Origin of the sequence: Pseudomonas sp. NFACC46-3 (genome assembly GCF_900114515.1) — a bacterium.
Lineage (GTDB): Bacteria > Pseudomonadota > Gammaproteobacteria > Pseudomonadales > Pseudomonadaceae > Aquipseudomonas > Aquipseudomonas fluorescens_Q.
This window is the reverse complement of the sequence record NZ_FOTH01000001.1, coordinates 221750-247607: the sequence shown is the minus strand read 5'-3', so window position 1 is coordinate 247607 and position 25858 is coordinate 221750. Positions and strand designations below refer to the sequence as shown.

The following is a 25858-nucleotide window of genomic DNA, read 5'->3' as shown; positions in this document are numbered from 1 at the left end:
GCCGCGCTTATTGCGGGTCAAGCGGCAGTGCCCTGACGCTGCCGTCTACCTCCTGAGCATCGATATAGCCAATGGTGCCGGGGTTCTCTGCAACACGCTTCTTGACCTCCGCACTGCTTGAAACAGCCTGGGGCGGTTGGCCTCTGCCGGTAAAGATGATTTTCGACCAGTGCGCCTTGAGCTGGGAGGCGGATTTGCTCGTGAACGTTGTGTAGAACTCGTCGCGGGTCGGCGAATCTTCCGTCAGGTCAATGGGCGTTGCCTGTCCTCCGTCGGGGAAACGACTGGTCTTGCCCAGGAATATATCCGCCACCTGATTGCGCGCGAGCGTCTTCACCGGGCTGGACGCGGCGACCACCACCACCACCTCGGCCTTGACGGCAGCGCTGGCGGCGCACAGGGCGAGCCCCGCCATGGCGAATCCGATGAGTCTCACAACCCACATGGCCTGCTCCATCAGAAGACAAAATCAACAGCCAGGCTGATGACGTTGAGCGAACCCCCCGACGTGAAGTCCGGTTGGGGGTTGATCAACGGACCGACCGAGTTGCCCTTGAAACGTGTGTGATCGAATTGCACTTTGGCGTCCATGTTCTTGGTGAAGTCCCAGCGCACGCCCAAGGAAAGGGTCTGCTGGCCTTCGTTTGAGCCCAGGATGCTGTTGAGCGCACCGTTGAGTTCGGCGGCCGTGCCCGCCAGGGCCGGCGGCAAGGCCGATAGCGTCAGGCCCGGGCTGGAGACTTCTGTTTCGGTTCTGGAGCGCGCGTAGGTGACATAGGGGGTGAACGCTGCGATGCGGTACCCGCCGCTGATGTACCAGGCGCTGGTCCTGCCCAGGCCGGAACGGCTATCCAGACGCCCCCATTCACTCATGACGAACCAGTCGCCCGGATCATAGCTGGCACCCAAGCCGATAAAGTCGACGGGGGTGTCATCGGAATCGTAGCGATCGGCGATGGCGACGCCTTCCGGACCGAACGCCCTGAAGGTATCGAAGAGTGAATTGAACGGCTCCAGGGTCAGGTCGGCCTTCATGTAGGTGATGCGTGTGGTGAGGACGCCAAGCTCGGTGGTGTTGGTGACCCCCCAGAGATTTCTCGTCAGCGCCTTGCCGGTCCCGTCGGAGTCGCGGCTGTCGGTCTGGCCGTAGTGGGCGTGCACCGTGTTGGTGATTTCATCGACTCGAAACCGGTAGCTGCCATCGATGCCGTCGCTGCTGGAAATCGGCATCAGGCTGTAGACCTCCATGGGCGCTCGCACCCAATGCAGGGTATAGCCCACTTTTCGAGTGTCGGAGACCAGGAGCGACGGCAACACGGTACGGCCAATGCGTGCGTTGAAGTCCGGCGTGAACTGGTACTTGATGTTGGCCCACTCGACAAAGGGTCGGTAACTGTTGTCGTAGCGCTGCTCGGAAATGACCTGCACCACAGCTGACAGCTGCGGGGTGAACGTGGCGGTCAGCTGGGCACCGATCAGGCTGTCGACGTCGGCGCTCCAGTTGCGCGAATGCCCCGCGCCGTTGGGCTTGAAGATACTGGACGTGAAGTCGGCTTTTTTCTCGCTGGAGTGAACGATCCCCACCGTGCCGAAGCTGCTCAACGAGAACATCGACGTATCGGCTGTATCGGCGCTGGAGCCGCCGGCATACAGCGTCATGACGGCCAGGGCCAGTGTATTGGGTCTTGTCGCCATAGGGTCAACGTGACCTCGTTGCATGGAGCGCCATTCGTCTGTTCCTTGTAACGTTGGCTGAAACTGCGTGAAACCACCGAAGCGTAGCCTAGATCGCCAATTTGAGCGTAAAGGTCGCCCCTGTTCCCGGGCCATCGCTGTGGGCTTCCAGTGAACCGCCCATCTCCATGGCCGCCAGGACGCAGCTGTGCAGACCAAAACCATGACCGTCCTTGCGCGTGGTAAAGCCATGGGCAAATATTCGCGTCAGGTTCTCGGGCGCGATGCCTTCGCCATTGTCGATGACCTTGATCACCAGGGTGTCTCCTTGGTGCATCTCACTCTGAAGGATGATTTGATGAGCAAGCTCAGGCTTGTCATCCATCGCCCTGCTGGCGTTTTTTATCAAGTTGACCAGGATCAGCAGCACCCGGTGCTTGTCCAACAGCAACAAGGGCGTTTCGGCAAATTTTCGTACCACGGTTATCTGGCGCGCCGCGATGATGCCGGCGTTCATGCGCAAGGCATCCTCGATCAGTTCCTTTATCTGCACGGTTTCGGCAATGGTAGAGGTGCCCGCATACGATTGCTGGGCGGAAACGATTTCCTTGATGTGGTCAACGCTTTTAGTCAGCTGGCCAAGTTCCTCGGCCATGCTCTGTTGCTCGATCGCAAGCGCGTCTACCAGTTGGTTCAGGTAGCCGGGCAGCAGCTTGCCTTTTTCGTCGTGGGAGATGAAGTCGCCGAGGTCCTCGGCATGCTCGTTCATCATTTGCACCGCTTTGCCGAGCCCCAAGGCCTTGCTGGTACGCAGCTTGCGGGTGACCAGGTCGGCGGAGATATTCACGCTGTTGAGCACATTGCCCACGTTGTGCAAGACGTTGGTGGCGATTTCGGCCATGCCGGCTTGACGGGCGGCCGCGGCCAGTTGCGTCTGGGCTTCGGCGGCGCGCAAACGGCTCTGCGCCAGTTGCCAGCTCATCCGGGCGAGCAGGCTCACCAACAACACCAGCACCAGGCTGCCGCCTGCGGCGCGCCAGAGATAGGTGCGCGCTTGCTGGTTCACTGCGGCCAGTTGCTCTTGCTCGGACAAGCCCACAATCACCGCCAACGGAAAGTCGTAGAGCTGGCGGGCACTGGTGTAGCGCCGCACCCCGTCCCATCCGTTGACCGAGAGCACGGTCTCGGTGTTTTCGGCGTCCGGCACCACGGCGCTGTAATTGACCGTATCGCCGGCCAGTACCGTTTCCCCGGTGCGCCGTACGCGGAAGATGCCGTCGGTGCCAAGCAGCCCGAGCGCACCCTGGTCGCCGAGTTTCGAGGCGTCGTAGCTGCTGACAAAATAGGCCGCATCGACCTCGACCCTGGCGATCCCGGAAAGCCCGCCATCCTTCGCGTCGAGTCGCCGGCTGAAACGCAGGCGCCATTCTCCGGTGACAGGGCTTTTCCACGGGTGGCTGATGGACAGTGAGTCGCTATGGCGCAGCGTTTGCTGCTCATCAGGGTCGGCGATATTTTCCCGCTCGTTGACCCGCGTGCTTGCCACGAGCCTGCCGTCCGGGCTGACCACACTGACGTCGAACACCAAGGCCGGCGGCAACAAGGCCCGCTCCTGGAGACGGCGCAAGGGATTAGGCTCACCTTCAGCTTCGTAGGTGTATTTGACCAGTTTGAGGGTTTGATCGATTTCGTGAATGGCGCGCAACATTTGCGCTTCGTAGGTGGCGCCCATCTCCAGGCTTGCCGTCGCGGCGCTCTGCTGCGCGCGGGCATGTTCAACCTTGATCAGGTACAGGGTCGCGGTCCAGATGGCCAGCAACAGCAACGCGGCCAGCATCGGAAACAGAATGTAGGCTTCCTTGGCCTGGTCGATGCCAAACCGAAATACGCCGGCCTCGGTATCGCCATCAATCTCTGCATGATGGGCAGGGCCAGGGGCCAACCTCAGTGTCTCGGGCCGCTGGTTCGGCATAGTGTGCTCCCTGCATTTCACTATTGAAGGCGGGTGGTTATCCGACGCGGTTTATGGCTCGAGAGGATGTTGCTCCAGGTTGCACGAGCGAAAATATTTCGGATTTGCTAGGAACTATAGACCACAAACCGTACCTGCCAGTGCGCGGTGATACGGTCCGATAGCCTTGATTCCCCAGGCCTATGCCGCAATCCTGGTTAGCAATACCTGATTGGTCTATTGTCCTTGGGACGTGATCGGTTTTTTGTATGAACAGGCGCTTGATCGCCCTTGAGGGGGGTAGAAGCCAGTGTCACCCAGCTTCTATCTGGTGCTTGGATTTCTGCTGCGTTACATGGCTCGGTCGACCCCTGCCAGCGCCGACCGAGCCGATCTTACCACCTGAAATTAACGGAGGTTACCAACTCGCGCTCGTCGCCGTAGCGGCAGATGGCAACTTCACAGTAAGTGTATTTCTTGTTCGTCACGTTGTTTGCGTTGAGGGCGATGTCCCAGTTCTTGTCGATCTGGTAGCTGGCCATGGCATCGAACAGGGTATAGGCCGGCATCTGCGAGTCGATACCCGAGGCCTGGGTGGTTCCCTTGTAGCGAGCACCACCACCGACCTTCAACTGCGGCAAGCCGAACAAGGCGAAGTTGTAGTCTGCCCATATGGCGGCCTGATGGTAGGGCGTGTCTTCGCTGCGCTGGCCTACTTCGCTCTGGATCTGGCTTTTGGTAATGCGCGCATCGGTGTAGGCGTAGGTCGCGATGACACTCAGTTGAGGCGTCACGTCCGTCTTGGCTTCCAGCTCCAGGCCGCGGGAGCGCTGTTCGCCAATCTGCTGGGGATTTTCGCCCGCCAGGTCGCGCTTCACTACGTTCTCTTGCGTCAGTTCATAAACCGCTGCGCTCAACAGGGTGTTGCTGCCAGGAGGCTGGTAGCGAATACCAATTTCGTACTGCTTGCCTTCGGTAGGATCGAAGGTCTGCCCATCAGTCGCTTCGGCCACCGCGACCGGGAAGAACGATTCGCTGTAGCTGATGTACGGGGCCAGGCCGTTATCCGCCTGATACACAAGGCCCGCACGCCAGGTGGTGGCTTCGTTGCTTTGATGAGCCGGAGACCGACCAGGGGCAAAGGCTTTTTGATCCTGGCTGGCCCAGTCGTGGCGGCCACCGAGCAACAGCAACCAGTGGTCGTCGAACTTGATCTGGTCTTGCAGGTAGATGCCTGTCTGCAGGGTATCGATCTGTGAGCCACGATCACGGCTCGGATCCTTGTCCACCACTACCGGTTGCCCGTAGTTGTAGTCACCGATATTGATAGAAGGTGCGTTGGCCCGGAAGTTATGCGAATCGTACGACGCATCGTAGGTATCAGCGCCCACCAGGAAGGTGTTTTCCACGCCGCCGATGTTCCAGCGTGTCTCGACGTTAGTGTCGCTGGCCAGGGCTCTGGAGCGCTCATGGCGATCACTGTACTGACGAGCCAGGAGGCCCGTGGTGGCTGCGGTATTGACTGGGGCCCCTGTCCGAACCTGCAGGTATTTCCATTTCACATCCGCTTCGTAGTAACGCAATTTGTTGCTGATGCGGGTGTGCTCGTCGAAACGGTGTTCAAACTCGTAGCCGATGGCGGACATTTCGCCATTCATATCGTCGTAGTCAGGCTCACCGATGAAATCGTGGCGGCCGATGGTGAAGGGGCCGTTGCCGACACCTTTGACGAGTTGATAGGGCAGGGGGGCGGAGAAGCGTGTGTCACTTTTTTGATAGAAGGACAGCAATGTCAGCGACGTGTCTTCGTTGGGACGCCAGGTCAGGGCCGGGGCGATGTAGGTCTTGTCGTCGTTGATGTAGTCCTGCTGGGTGTCACTGTCGCGCTTGAGCATGGTCAAGCGATAGCTAAGCGTCTCGCTGTCGCCCAGAGGGCCGCTGAAGTCCGCTGTCAGTTGCTTGCGATCGTGATTGCCATATTGCAGGCCCAACTCGTGCAGCGGCGCCTCCGTCGGGCGCTTGCTGACGCCGTTGACGAATCCACCCGGTGACAGCTGCCCGTACAAGACCGAGGCCGCGCCGCGGATCACTTCCACGCGCTCCAGGCCGAAGGGTTCTTGGACGCCGTCGTAGGAGTTGTTTTGCAGGCGCAGGCCGTCGCGCAGCGAGCCGCCGGTGGCGGACTCTACGTCGAAACCACGAATGCGGAACCGATCGGAGGTCCGGTTGAAGCTGCTGGGCTGGCTGGTGAAGCCCGGGGTGTAGCTCAGGGCGTCGGCCAGGGTGTCTGATTTGCGATCGCGCATTTCATCGGCGGTCACCACGGACAACGACTGCGGCGTCTCAGTGATGGCTGCGTTGGTTTTGGTGGCGCTGGTGTTGCGCAAGGCGACTTTGCCGTTGACCGGGCCTGTCGGGTTCTCCGGGGCGGCGGCGTTGATGTTGATTTCACCGAGTTGAACGGTTGTACCCTTATCGGATGTTTCATCCTGCGCGGCGATCGCCTGCGCTGAAAAAATGCTCCCCAAAGCCAGTGCAAGGGTGCTCAGGTGAAATGCGGGATGACGCATGACGTAACGTTTTTCGGTGCCAACTGTTGTTTTTTTTCCGAGCATCGAGGGAGTCCTTGAGTTTACATTTTGGCTTTGGGGGCCTTATGCCCTGATTCAGTTCGATCAATAGACCATCAGGGTTGGTGTCTACTGGCCATATGTTAGCTGTAAATGATAAGGGTTTGCATTAGTGTTGTCAGTCTTGTAGGCAATTATTTTATTTTCGACATATCCTGTCGCCCACTTATGCCCCCCGGCTGACTCCCTACGGTGTTACCGGACGAAAGAAATATCGCGGGGGCGTTGCTCGACGAATAATTCGATCAGGCCTTTTGGGCGTGGAGGGACGGTCATGCTGAAAGCCACCGATGTGCGGCTGAGCTATGGCGAACAGCAGATTCTCAACGGTGTTAGCCTGGATATTCCTGAAGGGCGTTTCACGGCGTTGATCGGGGCGAACGGGTGCGGCAAGACCACGTTGTTAAATGTGCTTGCGCATATGCTGCGGCCGAGCGCGGGCGACGTGCAGCTGTCGGGGAAGCGGCTGGGGCAGTATTCGCGTCGAACGCTGGCACAACACCTGGCGTTATTGCCGCAGCGCACGACATCGCCAGCGGGTATGAGTGTGCGCGAGCTGGTGATGCAGGGGCGTTTTCCCTGGCAGACCTGGTGGCGCCAATGGTCCGAACAGGATCAACAGGCAATTGACCGCGCCATTGACTTGGCGGGCATCAGTCCTTTGCTTGATCGTTCCTTGGCCACCCTGTCGGGTGGACAACTGCAACGCTGCTGGATTGCAATGACCCTGGCCCAGGATACGCCGGTGATCCTTCTGGATGAGCCAACGACATTTCTGGATATTGCGCATCAGATCACGCTGCTTGAGTTGCTGGTGGATCTTCGTGAGCAAGGCAAAACCATCGTGGCGGTCCTTCACGACCTGAACCAGGCGGCGCGTTATGCCGACCATTTGGTGATGATGCGCGAAGGGCGTGTGCTCGCCCAAGGCGTCCCTGCCAAGGTGTTCACTCGGGACAATCTCAAAGCGGTGTTTGATCTGGATGCGCACATCATCACCGACCCTTATTCCGGTGATCCGTTATGCGTGCCGCAGACGAGCCGAAGCCAGCCATTGGCTGTGCGGGAGGCGATGTGAGTCAGGGTTTACGGTTGCCGGTCTGGTTGGGCTTGTTGATGGCAATTGCCTTGACCTCGCTGCTTCATCTGGCCGTCGGCGCAAAGGACATACCTTGGCAGGAAGCTTGGCAGGCCTTGGTCGCCTATGCGCCGGGCAACCCCGACCAGAGCGTCATCCGTGGCAGCCGCTTACCGCGTCTGCTGGTCGCGATGCTGGTGGGGGCCAGCCTCGGGCTTGCCGGTGCAATCATGCAGGCGGTGGGTGATAACCCGTTGGCCGATCCGGGCATTCTCGGCATCAACAGCGGTGCTGCGTTATTCGTCGTGTTCGGTTTGCTGGTGCTGCCGGGCAACGATATGTCGATGATTCCATTGTTTGCATTTGCGGGGGCATTGGTGGCCTCTGTCGGCGTCCTGCTGTTGGCGGGTCGGGGGCACAATCCGATTCGGCTGACACTGTCCGGAGCGATGATCGCGGCACTGTTCAGCGCCATTACCTCGATTTTGCTGCTGCTCGATCAACAGGGGCTCGACAGTCTGCGGCGCTGGCTTACCGGCTCCATCGGAGTGACCGGGGGCTCGATGCAGGCTTGGGTCTGGCCTTATGTCTTGCTCGGCATGTGCCTGTGCCTGGTGAACGTCCGTGCATTGAATGCCCATCGTCTTGGCCCGCAGGCTGCGGCCGGCATGGGTGTCAATCTGTTGAAAATGCGCGTGCTGGGCTTGGCGTCGGTGGTGCTGTTGTCTGGGGGGGCAGTGGCCTTGGCGGGGCCCATTGGCTTTGTCGGTCTGGTGGTGCCTCATGCGGCGCGACTGTTGTTCGGCGATGATTATCGTCGACTGTTGCTGGCCGCCCCGTTGCTGGGAGCGTTGCTGCTGATTCTGGCGGATATCGCGGCAAGAACCGTGGTGCGTCCGTTCGAACTCAATACCGGTATCGTGACGGCGCTTATCGGCGGCCCTATTTTTGTCGTGCTGGTATTGAGGAAGGTCAGATGATGCGAGCGGGATTGACCTTGCCCCGGGCGTATCCGTTGTTGCCTTGGATTGCGCGACCGATCGACTTGATTTCAGTGTTGTTGCTGATGGTTGCCGTTGCTGCATTGGCGCTGTACGCATTGACCGTCGGCAGCTACTCACTGAGTGTCGCCCAGGTCTGGCAGGCCTTGCTGGCGCCTGAGCAAGTCAATTCGACAATGCGCAACCTGCTCTGGGAGCTGCGGCTGCCGCGTGTCTTGCTGGCGGTCCTGGCCGGTGCGGCCATGTCCCTTGCGGGTCTGTTGATGCAGTCGTTGACGCGTAACCCGCTGGCGGCGCCGGGCCTGGTGGGCGTGGAATCAGGCGCCAGCGTCACCATGTTGTTGATTATCGTGCTCTGGCCGGCGCTTTTACCTCTGGAATTCTATCCATTGGCGGCACTGGCCGGCGGGTTGGCGGTGGCTTTCTTCGTTGCGCTGCTGTCCTGGCGCCAGGGCATCTCGCCGTTGCGCTTGATCCTCGTCGGCGTCGGTCTCACCGCGATGCTTAGCGCGGTGGCCGACCTGCTCATCACTTACGGCAATATCGATCAGGTGGAGTCGGCCCTGATGTGGCTTGGCGGCAGTTTGCACCGAGCCAGTTGGCCGCAGGTTCATAGCCTCGGCCTTTGGCTATTGGTGGCTGGGGTGCCGTTGCTGTTCTGTCATCGCCAGTTGAATCTGTTGCAGTTGGGTGAAAAAGTCGCACTCAGTCGAGGGCTGAATGTCACGTGGATCATGGTTTCGTTGTTGCTGTGCAGCGTCATGTTAACGGCGGCTGCAGTGGCGAACGTGGGCACCATGACGTTTGTCGGGCTGGTGGCGCCTCATCTGGCGCGCCAAATGGCGGGTGACCGTCATGGCGCCTTGATCCCCTTGTCGGCCTTGGTCGGTGCGTTGTTGGTGCTGGCCGGTGACACGCTGGGCAGGGGGCTTTTGCCGCCCCTGCAGTTGCCCGCAGGGCTGGTTGTCGCAATCATCGGCGCGCCGTATCTGATTGTTTTGCTGGCGCGTCAACGCAGTCGCTGAAAACACAGCGACGCTCATTGGAAATGTGTGGAGGTAAACGCGTGCGGGACCGGGTTAAAGGTTTTTTCCGAGGTGTGCTTGGCATGCTATGTGTGCCGTTGGCATTGGTAGCTGTACAGGCTGGCGCCGCTGAAACCAAAGTGTTCGAGAACAGTTTTGGCCGAGTCGAGGTTCCCGTGGCGCCGCATTGCATTGTGTCTTTGCATGACTTCAGCCTGACGGCCCAGTTGCTGGAGTTGGGGGTCAAACCCTGTGGTTCGACGGGGCGCAAAAAGCTGTTCTCGGACGTGTTGTTCCGCGGGACGCAGGAGCGGTTCGATGTGACGGGCATTCAGTATATCGGCTCGCACCAGGCGCCCGATCTGGAAGCCATTGCAGCCTTGAAGCCTGACTTGATCGTGGGTTTGTCCTATCACGCCGACCTCAAGGACAAGCTCAGCAAAATCGCCCCGGTCGTGCTGCTCCCCGCTCGGGAAAGCGACATCAAGACTTACGCTAAACAACTCGCCGACCTGGTCGGCAAGCAGCAGCGCTATGCGGAAATGCTCAACGAATATCAATGGGTCGTCAGCGAGTTCAAGAAGCGCGTGAAAGATCCTTCGCGCATTACCGTCACGACGCTGGAAGTCTACAGCGACGGCTTTCAACTGATCGGTCGCGGCGGCATGGACGACGTCATTGCCGACTTTGGCCTGGGGCGTGTCGCCGCGTACCGCGAGGCGCGGCAGAACGTGCCTTACAGCCTGGAACGCATCGGCGACTTCGACAGCGATTTCATTATTGACACGTATGAAGAGTTGCTCGACTCAGAAGCCAGCACAGCGGCGTTTCGTCAGTCCCCACAGTGGCAGAATCTGTTTGCAGTGAAGAATCGCCAATTCCTGTACCTCAATCGCAGCCGCTATGCCGATACGATGCAGGGCCTGGTGGGTTCTGCCTATCTGCTGATGTCGCATATCGCCGAGCGCGAGAGCGTGCTGCAGACCAAGTAAAACGTATCATCTGCAATACAATTGTCATTAATGACAATGATTCTCTATTGCAGGTGTTACTCGTTTGTATTAGTTTATGCTCTCGAAAAATACGCTGATCGCGATGGCGGGGGGCTTAAATGGAAAGCGGTTTGATGCGTGCACAGGTTCAATTCATGGATGTTGTACCGGGTAACGAGCAGACCCTGCCGTTCATATTCCAGGCTCCGCTTGCCGGCGATGCCTGGCAAGCCAGTCGAGCGCAGATCCAGCAGGTCGTAGAAACTGAGTTGCCGCGTGCGGGTGGCATTTTGTTTCGCGGTTTTGCGTTCAAGGGAGAGGCGGACTTCGAGGAATTTGCTCGTAGCTTCGGCCATGAACTGCTGACCTACGACTACGCTTCCACCCCGCGCACCAAGCTCAACAACCGGGTATACACCTCCACCGAGTACCCGGCCCATCAGGTTATCCCGCTGCACAATGAACAGTCCTATTCGCTGAATTGGCCGATGAAAATCTGGTTTCATTGTATGCAGGCCTCGCCGGTCGGCGGTGAAACCCCCATAGCCGACAGCCGTCTCGTTTACCAGCAACTCGATCCTGCTATCCGTCAGCGTTTTGCCGAGAAACGCCTGATGTACGTGCGCAATTACGGCAATGGCCTGGACTTGCCCTGGCAACAGGCTTTCAGCACCGAAGACCGTGCCCAGGTCGAGCGTTTCTGTCGCGCCAGCAACATCGAGTTCCAGTGGACGGACGATGGCGAGCTTTCCACTCGCCAGGTCTGCCAGGCCGTTGCCCAGCATCCGGTGACCCGGGAGTGGGTGTGGTTCAACCAGGCTCATCTGTTCCATATCTCCAACCTGGCAGCGTCGGTGCGCGAGACATTGATCTCCATCGTCGGGGAGCAGGGCGTGCCGCGTAACGTGTTTTATGGCGACGGCTCGCCAATTGAATTGGAAGCGTTGGAGCACATCCGCGAAGTGCTGCAGCGCTGTCAGGTGAGTTTTCCCTGGCAGGCGGGTGACGTCTTGATGCTCGACAACATGCTGGTCGCTCACGGTCGTTCGACCTTCCAGGGATCGCGCAAGGTCGTGGTCGCCATGGCAGAACCAGTCTCGGCAAGCTGATCGCCTCCCACTTTCAGAAAGCCGTCGTAATGGGCGGCCTATTTCGAACAAGTACAATCAAGGACATCAAATGCTCGATCGCCTGATGCATCGCTGCTGGCTGCGTGGAATTCGCCTATCGATAGCCCAAGGTCAATTGATCGTTACGCACGGATCGCCAGGTGCGCTGGATGATGAGCTCAGTGCCGAGCTCCATGCACGCGACGCCGAAATTCTGCAGTGGCTGCAACAGCACCCCGATTATTTTGCTGCCCGGCCCCTGACGGATAACGAGCAGGCGCTCTGGTTCCTTCAGCGCCTGGAGCCTGACAGCTGCGCCTATAACATTGCCTATGCCGGACGGATCAAGCCGCAGTTCGTTACCCAAGACTTGCCTCAACGCCTGCAGGACGCCTGGGTGACGGTCCAGCGGCGCTATCCGATGTTGTGCACGGCCTATGCCGAGCGCAACGGCGAGTTGTTGCAGTGGAGCCACCGCGAGCGGGTCCAGCCGTTGCAGTGTGTGGCCCTGCAAGACGCGGGCGCAGAGACGTTGCAGCAACGTATCACTGAGTCGGCCGATCTTCCCTTCAAGCTGGAAGAGGGGGACGTCAGTCGGGTCGTCCTTTTGAGCAATGCACGCGACGGCCATGTCGAGCACACCGTGCTATTGGTGATTCATCACATCGCGGCGGATCTGGCCACGTTCTACATTGTGCTCAATGAGCTGTTCGCATTGATCAACGATCAGCCGCTGCCCGCCGTGAATCCCGACGCCTATCGCAACTACTGCAGTGATCTGCACATCCGCAGCGAAGCGGCCGAGCCCGTGGAACTGGCCTGGTGGCAGGCACAACTGGCCGAAGCGCCGACGCTGGAGTTGCCGACGGATTTTCCCTACGGCAGCAATCAGGCATTCAAAGGTGGGGAGTTGTCGGTCCGCTTCGATCCGGCCACCACGGCACGGTTTCGCGCCGTAGCCCGAGAGGTGGGAGTGACGCCGTATGTGCTGTGGTTCTCACTGTTCCAGCAATTTCTCGGCGTGCTGTCAGGCCAAGACGATTTCGTCCTGGGGACGCCCAGCGGTTGGCGCTTGCGACGCGAGCACGTCAATCTGCCGGGCTACCTGGTCAATCCGCTGCCGATTCGCTGCCGTCTGCGTCGGGATCTGTCCAGCGGCGACTGGGCCAGGCAGGTAGATGCCACCGTCAAGCAAGCCCTGCAGCACCGCCATTACCCATTCTCGCGCCTGGTCAAGCAACTGGATTTACCGCGCCAGGTGGGCAGGGCGCCGCTGTTCCAACATATGTTCACGCTGAACAAGGAACGCATCGCGCCTTTCGAGCAGTACGTCGACCGCTTGCTGTCGGAGCAGCGCGGCGCGGCCCACGAACTGAACATGGTGATCATCGACGAGGAGGAGGGGTTCCTCTGCCGCTGGCGTTACAGCAAGGCGTTGTACCGCCATGAAACGATTGAGCGCTATCGGGATCAGTTCGTCGCCTTGGCACTCGCGGCGATCGAACAGCCCAAAAGGCCGTTTGCCGAACTCGACTGGTTGGTGCCCGAGCAGCAGTCATTCCTGAGCGGGGAGGATGCGTCGGTCGCCGTCAGCAACGCCTGGCAGGCGTTCACTGAGCAGTGTGAGCGCAAGCCGCAGTCGATTGCTCTTCAGGATGAGCAGGGTACGCTCAGCTATGCCGAGCTGGGACGTGCTGTGGTCGCCCGCGGCGAACGCTTGCAGGAGGCTTCGAGCCTGGCCGGTGAGCGCATTGCCTTGTGCCTGCCGCGCAGTCGTGAGTTGGTGATGCATATGCTCGCAACCTGGCAGTGTGGCGCGACCTACCTGGCCCTCGATCCGCAGTGGCCGTCGTCGCGTTTGCAGGCTATCTGTCAGGATGCAATGCCCAAGGTGTGGATCAGTGAGGGCGCGCGACCCGAGTGGTTGCCTGGGCAGGTTCGGTGGTTGGCGTTGCCGTCTGTGCAATTGTCCAGTGAGTCACCTTTGCGAGCGGCCCTGGCGGCCGATCTTGCGGCTTACGTGGTGTACACCTCGGGCTCCAGCGGCCGGCCAAAGGGCGTAAAGGTCAGCCAGGGCAATCTGATTCATTACGTGAGTGGATGCCTTGAACGCCTGAAGCTGCCGGCCGATGCGAGTCTGGCGAGTCTGGCCAGCTGTGCGACCGACCTGGGCCACACGGCCTTGTTCGGCGCACTGCTGAGCGGCCGCTGTCTGCGCCTGCTGGCCGAGGAACTGGCCTTCGACGCCGAGGAACTGGCTGCCGTGCTTGAACACCAGCCCGTCGACCTGTTGAAAATCGTGCCGTCGCACCTCAACGCCTTGTTGATCGCCAAAGACCCGCAGCGGCTGTTGCCGCGTCGATGCCTGGTGGTGGGCGGCGAGGCCCTGAGTCACGAGTTGGTGACACGCTTGCGTGCCTTGAGCGCGGATTTGCGCATCGTCAACCACTATGGACCCAGCGAAACCACCGTCGGGGTGCTGACCCATGAGGTCGATGCCAGCGGTGCCGCACCGTTGGGGCGGCCACTGGCCAATGTCCAGGTCAGCGTGCGCTCGTTTGATGGCGCTCTGTTGCCGATCGGCGTCAGCGGTGAACTGTACGTTCAAGGGGCGACCGTCGCTCAGGGGTATCTCAGTGCCACCGATGCCGATCACGCACGCTTTGGTGAGCACGGTTATCGCACTGGGGACCGCGTGCGACTCAATCACCAGGGGCAGGTGGAGTTTCTCGGTCGCCTCGATGAGCAGGTCAAGATCAGGGGCTACCGGGTGGAGCCGGCGGAGGTCGCGGCACAGTTACGCGCCATGCCTCCTGTCAGCGATGTCAGGGTGCTCAACAGCCCCACGCCGTTGTCGGGCAATCGACTGGTAGCCTTCCTGGTCGCGCCGTCGGCCGCACTGGCCGAAATCCAGACGGCGCTGCAACGGCAATTGCCGGACTACATGCAACCGACTCAGTGGCATTGTCTCGACGGCTTCGCCTTGCTGCCCAACGGCAAGGTCGATCGTCAGGCATTGTTGCGCCTGGCTGAGCAAGCGACGGCGCCGCTGCATGGGGCAGGGCCGTTGGGCGATCAGCCCTTGAGCGCCGTGGAAGCCGCGTTGCTGGACATCTGGCGGGCGATGCTCGGCAACCCCGAGGTGGGGCCTGATGACAACTTCTTTGCCTTGGGTGGCGACTCCATTCTTGGCCTGCAAATCATTGCCCTGGCACGCCAGCAACAGATTCTGATGACACCCAAGCAGTTGTTTGCCGAACAAAGCGTGCGAGCCTTGGCCCGGGTGGTGCAGACACCACGGCGGACCCTCGAGCAACGCCTTCTCGAAATCGCCCGGGAGATTCTCAATAACCCGGATCTGCGGGTAGACGACAATTTTTTCTCGGTCGGCGGCGACTCGATTCTGAGTTTGCAGATCATCGCCCGGGCCAAGCAACAGGGTCTGCAGCTCAAACCCAAGCAGATTTTCGAATACCCCACCGTGCGCGGCTGGGCCGAGCAGGTGGTGGACCTTGGCGCGATGAATGCGCAGCCTGCCAGCGACGGGCCTGAGCCCACCACGGCTTTCGCCTTGACGCCGATCCAGGATTGGTTCTTTGCCCAGCAGCAAAACCTGGCCGAACACTGGAACCAGTCGCTGTTGCTGGCTTTGGACGAGCCACTGGATCAGGAGCGGTTTACCCAGGCCCTGGGCTCGTTGCTTGAGCGCCACGCCAGCTTGCGCCTGACCTTTGAAACATCGGCGCAGGGCTGGCAACAACGCTATCAGCGCTTTTCCCAGGAACAGGTCAAAGCGCTGTTCCAGGTTGTGGAAGAACCCTTGACCGAAGCGCTGCTGCAACGCTCGCAGCAGGGCTGGAACCTGGCCCAGGCACCGCTGATCCGCTGGGTGTACTTCCCTCACAGCCGGGAATTGCTTTGCACGGCCCATCACCTGTTGGTCGATGCGGTGTCGTGGCAGGTTCTGCTGCAAGAGTTGGAAGGCCTGTACCTGCAACCGGACATGGTTCTGCCCGCCGTCACGGCAGGTTTCCATGTGTGGAGCCAAGCGTTGCAGCGCCACCGCGGTGAGCCTGATGTAGTGGCGCAGGTGGATTTCTGGCACGAGCAGCTGGCCGCCGAGGGCGTCGTACCTGCACAGGTCAGCTTGTACGGTGAGAGCCGGACGCTGGACACGCAATTGTCGGTTGAGCAGACGCAGGTGTTACTGGGCGATTGTCATGGGGCGTACGGCACCCAGGTCCAGGATCTGCTGGTGGCCGCGCTGGCCGGAACCATCGGCCAGTGGCAGGGGCGGGAGCGCGTCACCCTCGAATTGGAAAGCCACGGTCGCAGCGGTTGGGAGCAGAGCCCCGATCTGTCCCGCTCGATTGGTTGGCATACCAGCCGCTATCCGCTGGCCGTCGACACCTCATGGGATTGCGAACACTCGATCATCGCCGCCAAGGAAGCCCTGCGCCGCGTACCTGAACAAGGCATGGGTTACGGATTGCTGCGCCTCGACCCGGCCCATGGCCTGGGGGCGGCCTCGCTGCTGACCTTCAACTACCTGGGGCGGGTCGACCAATGGCTCGATGCGTCCAGCCTTTGGCGATTGGCTCGGCCGATCTGCCCGGGCATGCGCGCCGACAGCACCCGCCGTACGCACTTGCTGGATGTCACCGCGCTGGTGAACGAAGGTCGGCTGCATATCGAATGGCGTTATGCCCCGCAGGTCCACGAGCCAGCGTTGGTCCGCGAGTTGGCGCAGCAATTCCAGCAGCGTATTGCGGCCTTGCTGGAGCACTGCCTGGCCCCCACGGCCGGTCGCGCCACAGCTTCGGACTTCGCCGACTCCGGCTTGTCCGACGATGAGTTCCTGGGGCTGCTCGAACAACTCGAGCAGTGACATCTATTGCGCCCCCCTACATTACAGGTTCGGATACCGTCAGCATGAACGACAAGGTCAAAGCACTTTCGCGCAATATCGAAGCGATTTACCCGCTGGCTCCCATGCAGCAGGGGCTGCTGTTTCATAGCCTGCTGCACCCTGGCAAGGGTATGTACCTGCTGCAATACCGTCATGTCATGGTCATGCCCAATCTCGATCTGGCCGCTTTTCGTCAGGCCTGGGCGCAGGTGGTGGAGCGCCATGAGTTGCTGCGCACCTCTTTTGTCTGGAAGCAGCAGAAGCGACCGATGCAGGTCGTGCACAAGCAGGTCGAATTGCCGATCACCTATGAGGACTGGTCGCATCTAAGCGAAGGTGAGCAGCAGGATCGCCTGGAGCAATTGCTCAGCGAAGAACGCGCCCAGGGACTGGATTTTACCAAGGCCCCCCTGATGCGAGTCAGGCTGTACAAGCTGGCGCCCGACACCTACCAGTTCGTGCGCAGCTATCACCACATTCTGATGGATGCCTGGTGCTTCTCGATCATCATGATGGACTTCCTCAACGGCTACCGCGCCGCCCAGGAAGGTCGCCGCCTGAATTTGCCGGCGCCGCGTCCATACCGTGATTTCATTCGCTGGCTGGAAACCCAGAAGCCGGAAGATCATCAGGCGTTCTGGCAACAGCGCCTGGCGGGTTTCGACACGCCCAATGAATTTGGCTTCGGTCATGTCGGGCGCATTCAGGGCGCCGCCGAGCCCGTTGAGGACTGTGTCGAACATCTGGAGCTTGAGCAAACCCAGGCACTGCAAAGCGCGGCGGCCCAACACGGCATTACCCTGAACACCCTGGTGCAGGGGGCCTGGGCTTTGCTGTTGGCGCGTTACAGCGGTGATCGCGACCTGGTGTTCGGTATCACGGTCGCCGGTCGCCCAGTGCACCTGCAAGGCATGGAAAGCATCGTCGGTCTGTTCATCAACAGCTTGCCGCTGCGCTGGCGTTGGCGCCCGGATGACGCGCTGGGTCCATGGCTGAAGGCCTTGCAGACCGAGAACCTGAGCCTGCGCGAACACGAGAGTGTGTCCCTGGCCGAGATCCAGCGCTGGAGCGAAGTACAGCGTCAGGATTTGTTCCAGAGCCTGTTCGTCTTTGAGAACGCCCCCATTGCCGCCGACTTGCGCCAGGGGCAACTGGACTACCTGATCAGCGACATGGCCAACCGCACCCATACGAACTATCCCATCACGGTGGTGATCGTCCCGGGTGAGCGGCTGCATTTGCAACTGACCTACCAGACCGACTGGTTCCTGCGCGAAGAAGTCGAGCAGATGCTGCGCCACTTCCGCACCTTGTTGCTGAACATCGGTGATGCCCTGCACACGAACGCCGAGACCCCTTTGCACCACTTGGCGATGCTCGATGAGCGTGAGATTGCCCACCAGCATCAAGTTTGGGCCGGGGGTGGTCTGGCGGCCAATGAACAACTGCTGCAACCGCTGTACATCGAGCGGTTTGAGCAACAGGTTCGCCAGACACCCGAGCGCATTGCCATGGTTCACGGCGAGCAAAGCCTGACCTTCGACCAGTTGAACCGCGCCGCCAACCGTCTGGCCCGGCACTTGCGGGCGCAGGGGGTCAAGTCCGACGATTTGGTCGCGGTGTTCGACGAGCGAGGCCTGGACCTGGTGGTGATGATTGTCGCCACCCTCAAGGCCGGTGCCGGTTGGCTGCCGCTCGACCCACGCAACCCGCCTCAGCGGCTGGCGCAGGTCCTGCGCCAGAGTCGAACGCCACTGCTGATTCACAGTGCAGGGCAGGGCGAGCTGGCGATGGAGGCTTTGGACTACCTTGAGCAGCGTCCCCAATCGGTGCTCTACGATCCGGCGGTGTTGAGCAGCTACAGCGATGACGCGTTGAACATCCCGGTTCACGACCGCTCGTTGGCCTATTGCATCTTCACTTCCGGTTCCACCGGCACGCCCAAAGGAGCCATGGTGGCGCATGCGGGCATGCTCAATAACATTCTCGGCAAACTGCCGGGGCTGGGGCTCGATGCGACCGACGTGATTGCCCAGACCGCGCCGCAGTGCTTCGACATTTCCGTCTGGCAAACCCTCGCCGGCCTGGTGCTGGGGGCGCGCACGGTGATCCTCGGCGATTGCGTCGTGCAGGATCCTGAGGCGCTGGCTTCAGCCATTGAACGGCACGGCATCAGTATCCTTGAGGCCGTGCCGTCGTTGATGCAGAGCCTGCTCGACGCGGGGCTCGAGCGTTCGTCCCTGCGCTGGGTGCTGGCCACCGGCGAGGCGTTGCCGCCGGCGTTGGCGCGTCGCTGGTTCGAGCATTATCCCGCCATCCCGTTGATGAACGCCTATGGGCCGGCCGAATGCTCCGATGATGTGGCTTTTCATCCGTTGCTCGAGCGTTTGCCTGAGCAGCGCACCAATGTGCCGATCGGTCGCGCCACATTGAACAATCGCTTGTACCTGCTCAATGCCGACCTGCAGCCGATACCGGCCGGCGCGGTCGGGGAAATCTTCGTGGCCGGGGTGGGCGTCGGGCGCGGCTACATGGCCGACCCGGCGCGCACGGCGGCGGTGTTCCTGCCAGACCCGATTGCCAACGACGGTTCCCGTCTCTATCGCACTGGCGACCTGGCGCGCTTCCTGCCCAATGGTGATCTTGAATACGTCGGCCGTACCGACCACCAAGTCAAGATCCGCGGGCACCGTATTGAACTGGACGAAATCGAAGCCTGCCTGACCCGTTACCCCGGCGTACGGGAAGCCGTGGTGGTGGCTCGTGATGACCAGCAACGTTCCAAGGTCCTGGTGGCTTATGTGGTGGCGGATGCACAGGCAAGCATCGAGGCCCTGCGCGAGCATGTTCTGGGTAACCTGCCGCCGTACATGACCCCGGGCGCTTTTGTGTTTCTGGAGCGCTTTCCACTCAATGGCAATGGCAAGATCGACCGCAAGTCCTTGCCCGCGCCGGATTTCGCCGCGCAAAGTCAGGCCCGCTACGTTGCGCCCAGCAGCGAGTTGCAGGGGCAGATGGTCGAGGCTTGGCAAAGCGTGCTGGGGCTCGGTCAGGTCGGGGTCGAGGACAATTTCTTCGAGCTAGGCGGTCACTCGCTGCTGGCCACTCAACTGATTGGCCTGATCGGCAAACTCAGTGGCAAGGATTTGCCTCTGCGCGTGGTGTTCGAGCGCCCGACCATCGCCGCCATGGCCGATTGGCTGGAAAGCCGGGCCAGCACGGTCAAGTTGTCGCCAACGCTGTTGTCGCGCCCTGAAAAGCTGCCACTTTCGTTTGCCCAGCAGCGCCTGTGGTTTCTGCAGCAACTGGATCCGCAAAGTCCCGCCTACAACCTGGCCGGTGCCGTGCGCTTGACCGGCGAGTTGCATGTCGCCGACCTGCAGGCTGCCCTGCAGGCGGTGGTCGATCAGCACGAAGTGCTGCGCACCGGGTTTATCGGCGAAGCTCACGGGCCGAGCCAGGTGATCCTGGCCCGCACCGAGCTTGAGATGCCTTTGGTCGAGGTGCAGAGCGAAGAGGCGCTGCACGACTTGCTGCGTCAGGATGCAATGACGCCTTTCTCTCTGGAAACGGCTCCGTTACTGCGTGCAAGACTCTATCGCCTGGCGCCGGATGCATTTGTCCTGTCGTTGAACTGCCATCACATCGTTGCCGATGGCTGGTCCCTGCAATTGATCATCGACGGTGTGTGCAAGCAGTACCGCAACTTGCGGCAAGGCCTGGTGACGGAGCAGTCAGCCTCGTCGATGCAATACGCCGACTATGCACTCTGGCAACGCCAATGGATGACCAGCAAGGCCTGTGAGCAGGAACTGGCCTATTGGCGCGAGCAGTTGGCCGGCGAGTTGCCGGTGCTGGAGCTGGCGGCCGATTTTCCTCGTCCTGCCCAGGCCACCCAGGCTGGCGGTCGTGTTGAACGGCGCGTGCCCGAGGCCCTGGCGGCACGCTTGCGCGCGTTCAGTGCTCACCATGGCTGGAGCAACTTCATCCCGATGCTGACCGCGTTTCAGCTGCTGTTGCGCAGCCGCAGCGGCGCGGACGACATTCTGGTCGGGGTTCCCGTTGCCAATCGGCACCATGGGGTCCTGCAGCCCCTGGTCGGTTGCTTCGTCAACACGCTGGTGTATCGCAAAAAACTGTCGGGCGAGCGCAGTCTGCTGCAACTGATGACCGAGTTGCAGGCGTTGTCGGTGTCGGCTCAGTCCCATCAGGACTTGCCCTTCGATTACCTGATCGAACAGCTTGGTGTGGTCCGGCAGGTAAGTTACAACCCCCTGTTCCAGGCCATGTTCAACTACTTTCCGGGTAACGCCCTGGAGCGTTTTGAGCTGACCGATGTGATCGCCGAGCCGTTGGACAATCGTCCGGACAGCGTAATGTGTGACCTGCACCTGGACGTGCGGGACAGCGAGCATGGCATCAGCCTGAGCCTTCAATACAGCAGCGATCTGTTCCGCGAACAGACCGTGCAAGCGATGGCCGAACAATATCTGGCATTGCTTGATGCGTTGCTAGAGCAGCCAGGGCAGGCCTTGGGTGAGCTGGCATGGCAACCCGCCGAACGGGGTCTTGCCCGAATCGAGGGGCTCCGCGTGGCCGGTCATCAGGACATCCTCCAGGCCTTTGCTCATCAGGTTGCCCGCCAACCCGACGCGGTCGCCGTACTGGCCGGCAATGAGCGCCTGAGCTATGGCGAACTGGATCAGGCCGCCGAACGACTGGCGGCGGCTTTGCAGGCCCATGGCGTTGGCATCGAAGATCGAGTGGCCTTGAGCCTGCCTCGTGATGCCCGCCTGCCCATGGCGATGCTGGCGATCCTCAAGGCCGGCGCTGCCTACGTGCCGTTGGCCGAGGACACGCCACCGGAGCGTGGCCGTTACATTCTTGAGGCGGCGCAACCCAAACTGTGCCTGGGCACTGCCGCGAGCCTGGCGGTGTTGGCGCAGTGGAACAGTGGCGTGCCGTTGCTTGATATCGATGCGATGAGCGCTGCCGACCGCTACAAGGCTCCGGTATTGGTGGCGGAGCAGCTCGCTTACGTGTTGTACACCTCCGGTTCCACCGGCCAGCCCAAAGGCGTGGCTATCAGCCGCGGCAACCTGATGAACCTGATGCTGGCCGTGGACCAGGTCTTGCCAATGACGGCCCGGGATCGGGTGCTGGCATTGACCACCGCGACCTTTGATATTGCCATTGTCGAATTGCTGCTGCCTCTGGCGCATGGCGCCAGCATCCTGTTGGCTGATCGCGAGCAGGCGCGTGATCCCCAAGCGATCGATCAGCTATTGATGACAGGACAACCAACGGTCATGCAGGCCACTCCGGCGACCTGGCGGATGCTGGTGGCGCACACCTCGCGCAGTTGGCAAGGCGTGCGTGCCGTTTCCGGTGGGGAGGCCTTGCCGTGTGCATTGGCCGAAGCCATCGAGGGCAGGGGCGCCAGGGTCATCAACGGTTACGGACCGACAGAAGCGACGGTCTACAGCACTTTTGAAGTACGCCGTGGTGGTGAGGCGGGTGTGGAAGTGCCAATCGGACAACCGGTGGCCAATACCGCGGCGTATGTCCTCGATGCTGATCTGCAGCCAGTGGCCGCAGGTGTACCGGGTGAACTGTATCTGGCCGGGGCCAACCTCGGTCGTGGTTACTTCGCGGCGGCGCGACTGACCGCGGCGGCTTTCCTGCCCGATCCTTTCGTGCCTGGCGCCCGTATGTACCGCACCGGTGACCGGGTTCGTCGCAACAGCCAGGGCGGCCTGGATTACCTGGGGCGTCTGGATTTCCAGGTCAAACTGCGCGGCTTCCGAATCGAGTTGGGTGAAATCGAAGCGCTGCTGGCGCGTATTCCCGGGGTTCGCGAAGCGGCTGTCGTGCTGCTGGGTGACGGCGAAACAGCGAGTCTGGTGGCTTACTACGCAGGCGACCCGCTGGATGAAGCGCTCTTGCGTGAGACGCTCGGCGCGCAATTACCGGACTACATGTTGCCGAGCCAGTTCGTTCGCCTGGACACCCTGCCTTTGAGCCCCAGCGGCAAGGTTGACCGCAAGGCATTGCCGGCGCCGGTACAGCGTAACCGCCACAGTGGCGCGCTTTCGGGCGAATGGGAGCAGGCGTTGGCCAAGCTCTGGGAGGAGCTGTTGGGCTGCACCGATGTGGGTGCCGACGATAACTTCTTCGCCTTGGGCGGCCATTCTCTGCTGGCAGCGCGTCTGGTGGCGCGAATGGCCGAACAGCATGGCCGGCGCCTGCCTTTGCGCACGGTGTTCGAGCAGCCGGTCCTGCGGGATCTGGCGGCGCAGTTGGCGGCGACGGGCATTGAGGCCGAGGGCGTCTTGCGTCATTTTGCAGAACCCTTGGCACCGCTGCATTTCACCCAGCAGCGGCTGTGGTTCCTCGATCGTTTGCAGGGCGATACCCAGGCCTACCATTTGTCCCTCGCCTTGCGTCTGGAGGGGGCGCTGCAACCGTCGTTGCTGGAGCAGGCACTGACGCAACTGATCAGTCGCCAGCACAGTTTGCGCACGGTATTCAGCGAAACGTCCGAGGGCGCACGTCAGCAGGTCGAGGCGCTCACGGCGGTGCCGTTGAGCTTCGAGCCTCTGGAGATTGACGCGCATTCGCCAGTTTTTGCGCAGAAACTGAGTCAAGAGGCACAGCGTCCCTTCGACCTTTCGGCGCCCCCGCTGTGGCGAGTGCGTGTGTACCAGGGCCAAAGCCTGAGTGTGCTGCAGGTTACCTTGCACCACATCATCGCCGATGCCCGTTCGCTGGAAATCTTCTTCAATGAACTGCAACTGATCTACCAGGCGTTGCTGGAAGGGCGCGGCGCTTGCTTGCCGCCACTACCGCTGCAGTTTTCTGACATCGCCGCCAGTTGGCAGAGTCCTGCGGGGCAAGCGTGTATCGAATCGCAGCTTGAGTACTGGCGTCGGAGCCTGGCAGGGGAGCCGCCGGTGCTGAACCTGCCGACCGACATGCCACGCCCCGCGGAGCAAGGTTACAAAGGCCAGCGCCTGCGCTTCAGCCTGCCGGCAACCCTGGTCAAGGCGCTGCGCGAGACCGCGCAACGCCATGGGTTGACCGCGTTCGCGCCGTTGCTGGCAGCCTGGAAAGTTCTCCTGGCCCGACACTCGGGCCAGCGTGAAATCTGGATTGGCCTGCCGGTCGCCCATCGCCATCAGGCCCACACCGACAACCTGATTGGCTACTTCGCGACCACCCAGGTGCTGCGCAGTCACATTGATGCCCAGCAACCGGTCGAACAGTTCTGGCAGCAACTGCAAGCCACTCACCTGGCTGCACAGCAGCATGGGGACGTCCCTTTCGAGCGACTGGTGGAGGCGTTGCAAGTGCGCCGCGACCTTAGCCACACACCGCTGTTCCAGGCGTTGTTCAACCTGATCCAGCGCGATGTCGCCGCAAAGGATGAGCACCGTTTCGCCGGCTTGCCGGCGCAGCGACTGGCTGTGGAAAGTGACAGCGCCCTGGTGGATATCGGCTTGCACATCGAGCAGCACGGTGACGATTGGCAATGTGTGCTGGAGTACAACACCGACCTGTTCCTGGCCCGGACGGCGCAACGTTATGCCGACGAATATCTGTATCTGCTCGAGGGCATGCTGAAAAACTCACAGGCGCGCCTATGGGACATCGACCTGGCCAACGCCGATCATGCCCTGGCCCAGCGGCCATGGAACCAGGCAGCCGAGGTCTTGCACGGCGAAGTGGACTTGATTGCCCGCTTCGAGCGCCAGGTGGCGTTGACGCCCCAGGCATTGGCGGTCGATTGCCAGGATCAGCAATTGAGTTATGCCCAGCTCAATGCCCTCAGCAATCGCCTGGCCCATTGGCTGCGTGCACAGGGTGTCGGCACCGATGAGCTGATTGCCGTTTGCTTGAGTCGTGGCCCCTGGTTGCTGCCAACCCTGCTGGCTATTCACAAAGCTGGCGCGGCGTACTTGCCGCTGGATCCGCAACACCCGGCAGATCGCCTGCGCTTCATCATCGAGCACGCGCGGCCGGCCCTGGTGCTCAGCGAAAGTCAGTGTGGCGATGCCTTGAGCGGTGTCGACAACGTCTGGCTCGATCAGTTGTCGCTGGAGGCATGCAGCGCCGACAACCTGATGCTGGCGGTCAACCCACAGCAACGCGCTTATGTGATCTACACCTCGGGCTCGACCGGTACACCAAAAGGCGTGCAGATCACACGCGAGAACCTGAGCAACCTGTTGGCCGGTCTCGATCGGCAGTTGCCACTCAGCGCTGCGGATGTCTGGCTGGCCAGTACCACTTACGCGTTCGATATGTGCAAGCCGGAACTGTTCTTGCCGCTGGTCAACGGCGCAGCCATCTTGCTGGCCCGTCGCGAGCAGGTCGTCGATGGTCATCAACTGTTTGCCTTGCTGCGCCGGGCCACGGTGTTCCAGGCGACACCCGCCGGCTGGCAGATCCTGCTGGAAACCGGACAGGCCGACTGGCCGCCAGTGCGCGGGCTGATTGGTGGTGAGGCGGTTCCGGGCGAACTGGTGACCGAGCTGCGTAGCCGGGGCGTGGTACTGATCAACGCCTACGGCCCGACCGAAACCACCGTCTGGTCGACCACGCAGGCGTTGCAGGAGGTGCCGTCCGGCGTGGCTGATATTGGCTCGCCGCTGCTCAATACCCGCTGCTATGTGCTCGATGAAATGCTGCGTCCGGTGCCGCTGGGCACTACCGGAGAGCTGTATATCGCGGGCGCCGGGGTTACCCGTGGCTATCAGCATGCCGCCGCCGCAACGGCCGCGGTCTATCTGCCTGACCCCTATGCCGGCGAACCTGGCAGCCGCATGTACCGCACTGGCGACCTGGTACGCCGGCGCGGTGACGGTCGGTTGGCGTATGTCGGTCGCAGCGACTTCCAGGTCAAGGTGCGCGGGTTCCGCATCGAGCCCGGTGAGATCGAATCGCTGGTGCGTCGTTACCCGGGCGTGGAAGAGGCCGTGGTGATGATCGATCCGCGCAGTCAAAGCCTGTTCGCTTGGCTGCAGGCGCCCAGCCCCATTGATCAAGTGGCCCTGCGGCGGTATCTCGAAGGCCTGTTGCCGGGCTACATGGTCCCGGCCGGTTTTATCGAGCTACAGCGTTTTGCCCTCAATGCCAACGGCAAGATCGACCGCAAGGCCTTGCCGGCACCGCAGCCCATCGCTGTACAGGGCGTGGCGCCGCGTAACGAACTGGAGCAGCAACTGGCCGACATCTGGCAGAGCCTGCTTGAGGTGCCGCAAGTCGGGGTGTTCAACAGTTTCTTCGAGCTGGGCGGGCATTCGTTGTTGGCGATGCGCCTGATGACCCAGGTCGAGAGCCGTTTCGGCATCAGGATCGAGCTGCGCAGCCTGTTCCATAACCCGACGATCGCCGGTCTTGCCGAGCAGATCGAGAAACCCCAAGGGCCTTCGACCGACGAAGCACTGGACGAAATGCAGCGCCTGTTATCAGAGATGGAAGAGTAAG

11 protein-coding genes are annotated in these 25858 nt (G+C 61.2%); 7 read left to right on the top strand and 4 right to left on the bottom strand.

Going from position 1 to position 25858, the window contains the following annotated elements:
• Positions 1-7: 7 nt before the first annotated feature.
• From BM300_RS01005 to BM300_RS00990, 4 genes are all read right to left on the bottom strand, one after another.
• On the bottom strand, positions 8-445 hold the full coding sequence (locus BM300_RS01005) for a type 2 periplasmic-binding domain-containing protein (protein WP_063321661.1): 438 nt from the start codon (positions 443-445) through the stop codon (positions 8-10).
• A gap of 11 nt (positions 446-456) precedes the next feature.
• Positions 457-1695, bottom strand: a complete 1239-nt coding sequence (locus BM300_RS01000; RefSeq protein ID WP_092221806.1) for a porin — start codon at positions 1693-1695, stop codon at positions 457-459.
• 88 nt (positions 1696-1783) lie between these two features.
• Positions 1784-3646, bottom strand: coding sequence for an ATP-binding protein (locus BM300_RS00995; RefSeq protein ID WP_092221808.1), 1863 nt, complete (start codon positions 3644-3646; stop codon positions 1784-1786).
• Between the two features lie 374 nt (positions 3647-4020).
• Positions 4021-6240, bottom strand: coding sequence for a TonB-dependent siderophore receptor (locus BM300_RS00990; RefSeq protein WP_092344760.1), 2220 nt, complete (start codon positions 6238-6240; stop codon positions 4021-4023).
• Between the two features lie 289 nt (positions 6241-6529).
• Here BM300_RS00990 and BM300_RS00985 point away from each other — a divergent pair, with 289 nt between their 5' ends.
• The 7 genes from BM300_RS00985 (at position 6530) to BM300_RS00955 (ending at position 25857) form a co-directional block, all read left to right on the top strand.
• Entirely contained in the window at positions 6530-7333 is an 804-nt protein-coding gene (locus BM300_RS00985; protein ID WP_092221812.1) for an ABC transporter ATP-binding protein, read from the top strand.
• A complete protein-coding gene (locus tag BM300_RS00980) occupies positions 7330-8313 on the top strand; it encodes a FecCD family ABC transporter permease (protein WP_063321657.1) in 984 nt (327 codons plus the stop codon). Before BM300_RS00985 ends, BM300_RS00980 begins: the two co-directional genes overlap by 4 nt.
• The gene (locus tag BM300_RS00975) at positions 8310-9359 is read left to right on the top strand and encodes a FecCD family ABC transporter permease (RefSeq protein WP_092461701.1); all 1050 of its coding nucleotides are present in this window, start codon (positions 8310-8312) and stop codon (positions 9357-9359) included. Before BM300_RS00980 ends, BM300_RS00975 begins: the two co-directional genes overlap by 4 nt.
• Positions 9360-9442: 83 nt before the next feature.
• Positions 9443-10351, top strand: a complete 909-nt coding sequence (locus tag BM300_RS00970) for an ABC transporter substrate-binding protein (protein ID WP_063321655.1) — start codon at positions 9443-9445, stop codon at positions 10349-10351.
• A 134-nt stretch (positions 10352-10485) separates the two neighbouring features.
• Positions 10486-11460: a TauD/TfdA family dioxygenase gene (locus tag BM300_RS00965; protein ID WP_256575776.1), complete on the top strand. Its 975-nt coding sequence runs from the start codon at positions 10486-10488 to the stop codon at positions 11458-11460.
• 70 nt (positions 11461-11530) lie between these two features.
• On the top strand, positions 11531-16348 hold the full coding sequence (locus BM300_RS00960) for a non-ribosomal peptide synthetase (protein ID WP_092461697.1): 4818 nt from the start codon (positions 11531-11533) through the stop codon (positions 16346-16348).
• Positions 16349-16392: 44 nt separating this feature from the next.
• The gene (locus BM300_RS00955) at positions 16393-25857 is read left to right on the top strand and encodes a non-ribosomal peptide synthetase (protein WP_092461695.1); all 9465 of its coding nucleotides are present in this window, start codon (positions 16393-16395) and stop codon (positions 25855-25857) included.
• The last annotated feature ends 1 nt before the right edge of the window (position 25858 follow it).

What these genes read in the sequence shown, in the direction of transcription:
- BM300_RS01005 (WP_063321661.1), bottom strand. Translation starts at nt 445, where the DNA reads ATGTGGGTTGTGAGACTCATCGGATTCGCCATGGCGGGGCTCGCCCTG.
- BM300_RS01000 (WP_092221806.1), bottom strand. Translation starts at nt 1,695, where the DNA reads ATGGCGACAAGACCCAATACACTGGCCCTGGCCGTCATGACGCTGTAT.
- BM300_RS00995 (WP_092221808.1), bottom strand. Translation starts at nt 3,646, where the DNA reads ATGCCGAACCAGCGGCCCGAGACACTGAGGTTGGCCCCTGGCCCTGCC.
- BM300_RS00990 (WP_092344760.1), bottom strand. Translation starts at nt 6,240, where the DNA reads ATGCTCGGAAAAAAAACAACAGTTGGCACCGAAAAACGTTACGTCATG.
- BM300_RS00985 (WP_092221812.1), top strand. Translation starts at nt 6,530, where the DNA reads ATGCTGAAAGCCACCGATGTGCGGCTGAGCTATGGCGAACAGCAGATT.
- BM300_RS00975 (WP_092461701.1), top strand. Translation starts at nt 8,310, where the DNA reads ATGATGCGAGCGGGATTGACCTTGCCCCGGGCGTATCCGTTGTTGCCT.
- BM300_RS00970 (WP_063321655.1), top strand. Translation starts at nt 9,443, where the DNA reads ATGCTATGTGTGCCGTTGGCATTGGTAGCTGTACAGGCTGGCGCCGCT.
- BM300_RS00965 (WP_256575776.1), top strand. Translation starts at nt 10,486, where the DNA reads ATGCGTGCACAGGTTCAATTCATGGATGTTGTACCGGGTAACGAGCAG.
- BM300_RS00960 (WP_092461697.1), top strand. Translation starts at nt 11,531, where the DNA reads ATGCTCGATCGCCTGATGCATCGCTGCTGGCTGCGTGGAATTCGCCTA.
- BM300_RS00955 (WP_092461695.1), top strand. Translation starts at nt 16,393, where the DNA reads ATGAACGACAAGGTCAAAGCACTTTCGCGCAATATCGAAGCGATTTAC.